The organism is Streptomyces sp. NPDC048297 (assembly GCF_043201585.1).
Lineage (GTDB): Bacteria > Actinomycetota > Actinomycetes > Streptomycetales > Streptomycetaceae > Streptomyces.
The window spans coordinates 153,132-161,776 of sequence record NZ_JBICZA010000016.1 but is presented as its reverse complement, the minus strand read 5'-3'; the positions used below and the strand labels follow the sequence as shown (position 1 = coordinate 161,776).

General features: G+C 72.0%; 9 protein-coding genes. 3 read left to right on the top strand and 6 right to left on the bottom strand.

The annotated features are described in order from the left end of the window. Window positions 1-243: 243 nt before the first annotated feature. Window positions 244-2,028, bottom strand: coding sequence for a DAK2 domain-containing protein (locus ACGFYV_RS19695; RefSeq protein ID WP_393879666.1), 1,785 nt, complete (start codon window positions 2,026-2,028; stop codon window positions 244-246). 257 nt (window positions 2,029-2,285) lie between these two features. Between ACGFYV_RS19695 and rpmB the strand changes: the two genes are divergently transcribed. Beyond that, on the top strand, window positions 2,286-2,471 hold the full coding sequence (rpmB, locus tag ACGFYV_RS19690; protein ID WP_004924906.1) for a 50S ribosomal protein L28: 186 nt from the start codon (window positions 2,286-2,288) through the stop codon (window positions 2,469-2,471). Window positions 2,472-2,615: 144 nt separating this feature from the next. Here the strand turns inward: rpmB and thiD are convergent, their stop codons facing one another. Together thiD and ACGFYV_RS19680 are read right to left on the bottom strand one after the other, a co-directional pair. After that, a complete protein-coding gene (gene thiD, locus ACGFYV_RS19685) occupies window positions 2,616-3,422 on the bottom strand; it encodes a bifunctional hydroxymethylpyrimidine kinase/phosphomethylpyrimidine kinase (protein ID WP_393879665.1) in 807 nt (268 codons plus the stop codon). Continuing rightward, window positions 3,419-4,384: a thiamine-phosphate kinase gene (locus ACGFYV_RS19680; protein ID WP_393879664.1), complete on the bottom strand. Its 966-nt coding sequence runs from the start codon at window positions 4,382-4,384 to the stop codon at window positions 3,419-3,421. The genes thiD and ACGFYV_RS19680 overlap by 4 nt, the downstream gene beginning before the upstream one ends. A gap of 204 nt (window positions 4,385-4,588) precedes the next feature. On the opposite strand from ACGFYV_RS19680, the gene ACGFYV_RS19675 reads away from it, so the two are divergent. Both ACGFYV_RS19675 and ACGFYV_RS19670 read left to right on the top strand, forming a co-directional pair. After that, a complete protein-coding gene (locus ACGFYV_RS19675) occupies window positions 4,589-4,822 on the top strand; it encodes an Lrp/AsnC family transcriptional regulator (protein WP_003997603.1) in 234 nt (77 codons plus the stop codon). Window positions 4,823-4,842: 20 nt separating this feature from the next. Next, on the top strand, window positions 4,843-5,361 hold the full coding sequence (locus tag ACGFYV_RS19670) for a DUF3515 domain-containing protein (RefSeq protein WP_393879663.1): 519 nt from the start codon (window positions 4,843-4,845) through the stop codon (window positions 5,359-5,361). An 80-nt stretch (window positions 5,362-5,441) separates the two neighbouring features. Here the strand turns inward: ACGFYV_RS19670 and ACGFYV_RS19665 are convergent, their stop codons facing one another. From ACGFYV_RS19665 to ACGFYV_RS19655, 3 genes are all read right to left on the bottom strand, one after another. Beyond that, entirely contained in the window at window positions 5,442-6,599 is a 1,158-nt protein-coding gene (locus ACGFYV_RS19665) for a D-alanine--D-alanine ligase family protein (protein ID WP_393879662.1), read from the bottom strand. Between the two features lie 92 nt (window positions 6,600-6,691). Continuing rightward, window positions 6,692-7,702, bottom strand: coding sequence for an NAD(P)H-dependent glycerol-3-phosphate dehydrogenase (locus ACGFYV_RS19660; RefSeq protein ID WP_393879661.1), 1,011 nt, complete (start codon window positions 7,700-7,702; stop codon window positions 6,692-6,694). Then, window positions 7,699-8,556, bottom strand: coding sequence for a lysophospholipid acyltransferase family protein (locus ACGFYV_RS19655; protein WP_393879660.1), 858 nt, complete (start codon window positions 8,554-8,556; stop codon window positions 7,699-7,701). The genes ACGFYV_RS19660 and ACGFYV_RS19655 overlap by 4 nt, the downstream gene beginning before the upstream one ends. Window positions 8,557-8,645 lie beyond the last annotated feature (89 nt).

Genomic DNA, 8,645 nt, shown 5'->3' with positions numbered 1-8,645 from the left:
ACCCGCCCGTCCCGCCGGCACACCCGCCTCACTCCACCCCGATAAGCAACAACGCACCCTGCCGACCGCCGCGATACACCACCGTGTCCACAGCGAGATAGGACTCCCGCACACGGGCCTCCAAGTGGTCGGCAACCACGTCAGGGCCCGGCCGCCGACCACGAGAGTGACCAATTCCCGCCCTCCCAGAGGCCAGTTAGGAACGGCGCAGCTCAACCCGCCCGTCCCGCCGGCACACCCGCCTCACTCCACCCCGATAAGCAACAACGCACCCTGCCGACCGCCGCGATACACCACCGTGTCCACAGCGAGGTAGGACTCGCGTACGCGGGCCTCCAGGTGGTCGGCGACCATGTCGGGGGCCTGGTCGCCGATGACGAGGGTGACCAGTTCGCCGCCCGCCTGGAGCATGCGGTCCAGGACGGTCCCGGCGGTGGAGGTGACGTCGGGGCCGATGACCGCGACGTCGCCGTCGATGAGGCCCAGGACGTCGCCGGCCTGGCAGATGCCGGCGGTCGTCCAGGACTGGCGTTCGGCGACGAGGACCTCGGCGTAGCGGGTCGCGCCCGCGGCCGAGGTCATCTGGACGACGTCCTCGTCGAAGCGGCGTTCCGGCTCGTGCACGGCGAGCGCCGCGATGCCCTGGACGGCCGAGCGGGTGGGGATCAGCGCGACGCGGATGCCTTCCGTGCGGGCCTGCTCGGCAGCCGCGGCCGCCGTGTGGCGCAGGTCGGCGTCGTTGGGCAGCAGCACCACCTCGCGCGCGTGGGCCCGCCGCAGCGCCTGCACCAGTTCGCCGCTGGCGGGCGGCTCGCCGGGGCGGGCCAGCACGGTGGTCGCGCCGGCCTCGGCGTACAGCCCGGCCAGGCCCTCGCCGGGCACGACGGCGACGACGGCCCGCTGGACGCGCTCGCGCGGCGGCCGCTCACCGCCGGTGTGCACGTCACCGGCCCCGAAGTGGGTGATCCGGATCCGGTACGGCCGCCCGGCCTCGACCCCCGCCTCCACGGCGGCGCCGGCGTCGTCGACGTGCACGTGGACGTTCCACAGCCCGTCGCCGCCGACCACCACGAGGGAGTCGCCGAGGGTGTCCAGCCGGTACCGCAGCCGGGCCACCGCCTCGTCGCCGGCCTCCAGGAGATAGATCACCTCGTAGGCGGGCCCTCCGTCCTCCGCCGTGCTGGCACACCGGTCCGCCCCGGAGACGGCCTCCACGCGCGCGTACGCGAGGGAACCCGAGTAGTCGGCGGAAGCGGAAACGGAAGCCGAAGCGGCTGCCGCCACCGACGCCGGCGCGGTCGGGGCCTCGTGCACGGCCTCCCCCGTGAACGCCTCCACCAGCGCCCCCAGCACCGCCACCAGCCCTCTGCCGCCCGCGTCGACCACCCCGGCCCGCTCCAGCACGGCCAGCTGCCCCGGAGTCGCCGCCAAGGCCGTCCTGGCTCCCTTATAGGCGGCCCGCACGACCGCCCCGCAGTCGCCCTCGGTCCCCTCGGCGGCGTCCGCGGCGGCCGAGGCGACCGTCAGCACCGTGCCCTCGACGGGGTGGGCCACGGCCGCGCGCGCGGAGTCGGCGGCCTGCCGCAGGGCGAGCCGCAGCCGTGCACCGTCGCTGTCGCCGTCGCCGTCGCTGTCGCCGTCGCCGTCGCCGTCGCCGTCGCCGTCAAAAGCCTCATCCGTCTGCGGACCCGTCTCCGCGAGGACCTGCGCCATGCCCCGCAGCAACTGCGCCAGGATCGTCCCGGAGTTCCCGCGGGCCCCGATGAGCGCCCCGTGGGCCATCGCGCGCACGGCGTCCGCGAGCGAGGGCTCCTGCGAGCCCGTCCCGTACCCGGCGAACACGGCTTCCACGGCGGTCGCCGCCGACTCCAGGGTCAGATAGAGGTTCGTGCCGGTGTCCCTGTCGGCGACGGGGTAGACGTTGATCGCGTCGATCTCCTCGCGCGCCCGCCCCAGCGCCCGCAGCGCCAGTCCGCACCAGCTGCGCACCGCGAGAGCATCGAAGAATGTCTGCGGCACCTGCGCCACCTGCGCCTCCCTGAGCTGGCTGGACGGTGGACGCAGCGTAGACCCCGAGGCGGTGTCCACCGGAAGAGGGCCGGGAGCGGGCCCTCGATACGCCATGGTAGTTTCGTTGTACGGACGCAGTCGTTGTATGCTGCTCCGGTTGCCCGATCCTGATCGGGCCGTTCCCCTGGCAACGCCACTCAAGATCTCGATTCCAGATCTCGATCCCGGCATGCCGGGATTATCCGTAAGTGCATCTGAAGTCTTTGGAGTGACCCGTGGCTGCCAACTGCGACGTCTGCGGCAAGGGGCCGGGCTTCGGCAACAACATCTCGCACTCGCACCGCCGTACGCCCCGCCGCTGGAACCCGAACATCCAGCGTGTGCGTACCGTGGTCGGCGGGACGCCGAAGCGCGTGAACGCTTGCACCTCGTGCATCAAGGCCGGCAAGGTCTCGCGCTGACGTACAGCGCGGCCACTGCTGGTTCGCTGCACTGAGCCGGTCCACCTCCGGGTGGGCCGGCTTTTTGCCGTACCCGCGGCGTCTCGCCGTACCCGCACGTACCTGCCCTGCACGTACCCGCACTGTCTCGCCGTACCCGCACGGTCACGGTCGTGACCTGAACCGCCACCCGTGATCCACCGGCCCGATCCCCGCGCCCAGCGCGAACCCGGCGGCGATCGCCCCGGTGACGTACTCCTTGGCCGCCGTGGCGGCCTGCGGCACGGTCAGCCCTTGCGCCAGGCCCGACGCGATCGCGGAGGCGAGCGTGCAGCCCGTGCCGTGGGTGTGCCGGTTGTCGTGGCGGGGCGCCCGCAGCCAGTGCTCCTCGGTGCCGTCCGTGAGCAGGTCCACGGCGTCTCCCGCCAGATGCCCGCCCTTGATCAGCACCCAGCGCGGCCCGTACGCCAGCACGGCCGCGGCGGCTCGTCGCAGATCGCCCTCGGACTCGACGTGCACGCCCGTGAGTTGCGCCACCTCGTCGAGGTTCGGGGTGGCCACGGTCGCGGCCGGCAGCAGCTTCGTACGGACGGAGTCGAGCGCGGAGGCGGCCAGCAGCGGGTCGCCGTGCTTGGAGACGCCCACCGGGTCCACGACGGCCGGCGCGTCCGTGCCGGAGATCAACTCGGCGACCGCCTCGACCAGTTCCGCCGAGGCGAGCATCCCGGTCTTCACGGCCTGGACACCGATGTCGTCGACCACGCTGCGGTACTGGGCCCGTACGGCCTGTACCGGCAGTTCCCAGGCGCCCTGCACGCCCAGGGAGTCCTGCGCGGTCACGGCCGTGATCACGCTCATCCCGTGGACGCCGAGCGCCAGCATCGTCTTCAGGTCGGCCTGGATCCCCGCGCCCCCGCCGGAGTCCGAGCCGGCCACCGTGAGAACCCTGGGCGGCACGCGTGACGCGCTCACGCTTCTATGTCCCCGAAGTGGTCCCAGCCGCCCTTGCTGGTCCAGGGCGCCCCGTCGACGGTCACCTGGGGCAGCGCCGAGGGGTTGAGGACCTCGCCGATGACCTTCCAGCGGGCCGGCAGCTTCGCGTCCGGCGGGAAGGTCGCCACGATCGCGTGGTCCTCTCCCCCGGTCAGCACCCACTGCAGCGGGTCCACGCCGACGGCCTGCCCGATGTCGTTCATCTGCGAGGGGATGTCGATCGCGCCGGAGCGGACGTCGATACGGACCTTGCTGGCCTCGGCGATGTGCCCGAGGTCCGCGATCAGCCCGTCGCTGACGTCGCACATCGCGGTCGCGCCGAGCGCGGCGGCAGCAGGGCCCGCGTGGTACGGCGGCTCGGGACGCCGGTGCGCCTCCACGAAGGCGCGTGGCGAACGGAAGCCGCGCGAGAGCACCGCGTAACCGGCCGCGGACCAGCCGAGCCAGCCCGTGACGGCCACGAGGTCGCCGGGCTGGGCGCCGCCGCGGGTCACCGGCTCCTGGTTACGCAGATCACCGAGCGCGGTGATCGACACCATGATCGTGTCCCCGCGTACGACGTCTCCGCCGACCACGGAGGCGCCGGCGACCTGGCACTCGTCGCGCAGCCCGTCCATCAGCTCACTGGGCCAGGTGACCGGGAGTTCGGCCGGGACGACCAGGCCGAGCAGCAGCGCGGTCGGTACGGCGCCCATGGCGGCGATGTCCGCGAGGTTCTGGGCCGCCGCCTTGCGTCCGACGTCGTACGCCGTGGACCAGTCGCGGCGGAAGTGCCGCCCCTCCAGCAGGATGTCGGTGCTCGCCACCACCCGGCGGTCGGGGGCGGCGACCACCGCGGCGTCGTCGCCGGGACCGACCCGGACCGCCGGGGTGGTGGTGAGACGGGAGGTCAACTCCCGGATGAGCCCGAACTCACCCAGCTCACCCACTGTGCCCTTCATCGCCTCAAGCCCCTTCTGTGCCTGGCCGTGCCCACTCGCGCGTCCTCAGTGTCCCCGATACGGTCGAGGTGACCGTCAACTTCCGTCGTGCCTGCACCCTGGCGCGCAAGCCCGGTCCCCGCGGGTCTCCCCGCGGGGAGCGGCGACGCGATACCGTGGCGTTCCTTTTCCCCACATGATCCTCGTGGCCGCCTTGGAGGTTCCGTGGTACAGGCGTACATCCTGATCCAGACGGAGGTCGGCAAGGCCTCGACCGTCGCCGAGACCATCAGCAAGATCCCGGGAGTGATCCAGGCCGAGGACGTGACGGGTCCCTACGACGTCATCGTGCGCGCCCAGGCCGACACAGTCGACGACCTGGGTCGCATGGTGGTCGCGAAGGTCCAGCAAGTGGACGGCATCACGCGCACCCTGACCTGCCCGGTCGTGCATCTGTAGCCCCCGTCTACCCTTGGCCGGTGAACTTCTTCCGTCACCGGCCCCTCGGCCTGCTCGCGCCCGCCCTGCTGATCGCCGTCGCGGGCTGCTCATCAGCAGACGACAGCGCCACGGTGGCGGTTCCCAGCCCCGACGCGAGGACGGCGCGCGTCTGCCGGGATCTGCACCGGTCGCTGCCCGGGAGACTCGACGGACGGGACCGTACCGACCCCTCGCCCCGGTCCGCCTACACGGCGGGCTGGGGAAGCCCGGCGATCATACTGCGCTGCGGTGTGGTCCGGCCCCCGAAGATGGTCGATCCCGCGGTGGCCGAGGGCGGTGACCGCGACGCGGTGGCGGGCGGTGTGAACGGCGTCGACTGGCTGATGGAACGGCAGGACGACGGCACCTGGCGGTTCACCACGGCCAACCGCGTCGCCTACGTCCAGGTCACCCTGCCCGAGGGCCTGTCGGGGACCGACGCCGGCGGCCCCGTCCTCACCGCCCTCGCCCCCTCCGTCAAGAAGGCGATCCCCAAGGGGATCGCCTCCATGAGATGACGGTGCGGGACGACCGTACGAGATGACGGTGCGGGACGACCGTGCGGAATCACCGTGCGGGACGACGGTGCCGGTTCGGGTCAGCGCAGTCCGGTGGAGCGCCGCAGCGCGGCCTGGACCAGGCGGTCGATCAGCTCCGGGTAGCCGATGCCGGAGGCCTCCCACATCTTCGGGTACATCGAGATCGGCGTCATGCCGGGCATCGTGTTGATCTCGTTGATCACGAACTCGCCGTCCTCGGTGAGGAAGAAGTCCGCGCGGACCAGGCCCTCGCAGGAGGCCGCCTCGAAGGCGTCCACGGCGAGCCGGCGGACCTCGGCGGTCTGCTCGTCGGTGAGCGGCGCCGGGACGATGCCGGGCGTGGAGTCGATGTACTTGGCGTCGAAGTCGTAGTACGCGTGCGTCTCGGGCGGCGGGATCTCGGAAGGCACGGACGCCCGGGGGCCCTCCGCGAACTCCAGGACGCCGCACTCGATCTCGCGACCGCGCAGCGCGGCCTCGACGATGATCTTCGGGTCGTGCCGCTGGGCCTCGGCGATGGCGTCGTTCAGGCCGGAGAGGTCCTCGACCTTGGTGATGCCGATCGAGGAGCCCGCGCGCGCGGGCTTCACGAACAGCGGCCAGCCGACCTCGCCGGCGAGGTCGATGATCTTCTTGCGGGCGGCGGACTCGTCCTGCTCCCACTCGCGGGGCCGGATCACCACGTACGGGCCGACCTTGAGCCCGAAGGAGGTGAACACCCGCTTCATGTACTCCTTGTCCTGGCCGACGGCCGAGGCGAGCACGCCCGAGCCGACGTACGGGAGCCCGGACAGCTCCAGCATGCCCTGCAGGGTGCCGTCCTCGCCGTACGGGCCGTGCAGCACCGGGAAGACGACGTCGACCTCGCCGAGGGCTTTGGGCACGGAGCCGGGCTCGCTGTAGACGACCTCGCGGTTGGCGGGGTCGACGGGGAGCACCACACCGCCGTCGACGGACTCCGCGAGGTCCTCGACGGCGGGCACGCGGCGGTCGGTGATGGCCATACGGTCCGGCTCGTCGGCCGTGAGCAACCAGCGGCCTTCCCGGGTGATGCCGATCGGCAGGACGTCGTACTTGGTCCGGTCGATGGCCCGCAGGACGGCGCCGGCGGTGACGGCGGAGATCCCGTGTTCGGAGCTGCGGCCGCCGAACACGACGGCCACGCGCGGCTTGCGGGGCGGCTGCTCGGGGCTCTGGGGGAGGTTCTCGGTGCTCATATCGCGTTGAGCGTACCCGTAGGTAGAGCCCGGATACAGCGCCGGAGGGCCGCCGAAAGAGGGGCGTCGCGCTCGGTGTCGCCCAGTGTCGCTCAGTGTCGTTCGGACTTCGCGCTGCGCGACATCAGCTCCTTGAGGGCGACCACCGGCGGCTTGCCCTCGTGCACGATGTCCACGACCGTCTCGGTGATGGGCATCTCGACACCGTGGCGGCGGGCCAGATCCGCAACGGACTCGCAGGACTTGACGCCCTCGGCGGTCTGCCGGGTGACCGCGATGGTCTCCTTCAGGGTCATGCCCTTGCCGAGGTTGGTGCCGAAGGTGTGGTTGCGGGACAGCGGCGAGGAGCAGGTGGCCACCAGGTCGCCGAGACCGGCGAGTCCGGAGAAGGTCAGCGGGTCGGCGCCGAGCGCGACGCCGAGGCGGGCGGTCTCCGCGAGGCCGCGCGTGATGAGGGAGCCCTTGGCGTTGTCGCCGAGCCCCATGCCGTCCGCGATGCCGACGGCGAGGCCGATGACGTTCTTCACCGCGCCGCCCAGCTCGCAACCGACCACGTCCGTCTCCGTGTACGGGCGGAAGTACGGGGTGTGGCAGGCGGCCTGGAGCCGCCGGGCGACCTGCTCGTCGGTGCAGGCGACGACGGCCGCGGCGGGCATGCGGGCGGCGATCTCGCGGGCCAGGTTGGGCCCGGTGACCACGGCGATGCGGTCGGTGCCGACCTTGGCGACGTCCTTGACGACCTCGCTCATCCGCATGGCGGAGCCGAGTTCGACGCCCTTCATCAGGGAGACGAGCACGGTGTGCGGGGCGAGCAACGGGGTCCACCGGGCGAGGTTGTCGCGCAGGGTCTGGGAGGGGACGGCGAGGACGGTGAAGTCCGCGTCGCGCAGGGCCTCGGCGGGGTCCGCGGTGGCGCGCAGGTTCTCCGGGAGTTCGACACCGGGGAGGTAGTCGGGGTTGGTCCGCGTGGAGTTGACCGCCTCGGCCAGCTCCGGGCGTCGGGCCCACACGGTGACCTCGCAGCCCGCGTCGGCGAGGACCATGCCGAACGCGGTGCCCCACGAGCCGGTGCCCATGACGGCGGCCCGGACAGGCTTGCTCACGTGCCGCTCTCCTCTTCCGTGCCGGCCGGCGAGGCCCCTGCGGCCAGACGCGGGGCGTCCGCGTCCGCGCCCACGTCCATGCCCGCATCCGCGTCCGCCTGAGCGGTCTCCTGCCCGGTCTGCACCCGGGTCCTGCGGCGCTGCTCGATCCGCTCGCGGCGCGCGTCGTACGGCGTCGCGGGGGCCTTCTCGCCGCGGATCTCCTCCAGCTGGCGGGTGACGGCCGCCATGATGACCTCGGTGGCCTCCCGCAGGAGGTCGGCGGTCATCTCCTTGTCGTAGAACCGGGAGAGGTCCACGGGCGGGCCCGCGAGGACGTGATGGGTCTTGCGCGGGAAGAGCTGGGGCTTCTTGGAGTAGGGCGGCAGCAGTTCGTTGCAGCCCCACTGGGCGACCGGGACGACCGGGCACTTGGTCTGCAGGGCCACGCGCGCGGCACCGGTCTTGGCGGTCATCGGCCAGCCGTCGGGGTCGCGGGTGAGGGTGCCCTCCGGGTAGAAGGCGACGCACTCACCGCGTTCCACGGCGTCGATCGCGGCGCGGAAGGCGCTCAGCGCGTCCGTGCTCTCGCGGTAGACGGGGATCTGTCCGGTGCCGCGCATCGCGGCGCCGACGAATCCCTTCTTGAAAAGGCCGCTCTTCGCGAGGAATCGCGGAACCCGTCCGGTGTTGTACTGATAGTGCGCGTACGCGAAGGGGTCCACGTGTGAATTGTGGTTCACCGCGGTGATAAATCCGCCGTCGGCCGGAATGTGCTCCATTCCACGCCAGTCCCGCTTGAGCAGAACCACCAGCGGCGGTTTGCAGAGGACCGCTGCGAAGCGGTACCAGAACCCGATTCTGCGGCGGGACACGCGGACACCTTCCTCTAGGACTTGCTCCCGGCCCGGGGGCCGCACAAGTGTCGCCCCGAGCCGCCGGTCTGTCGAGAACACCGTACGCC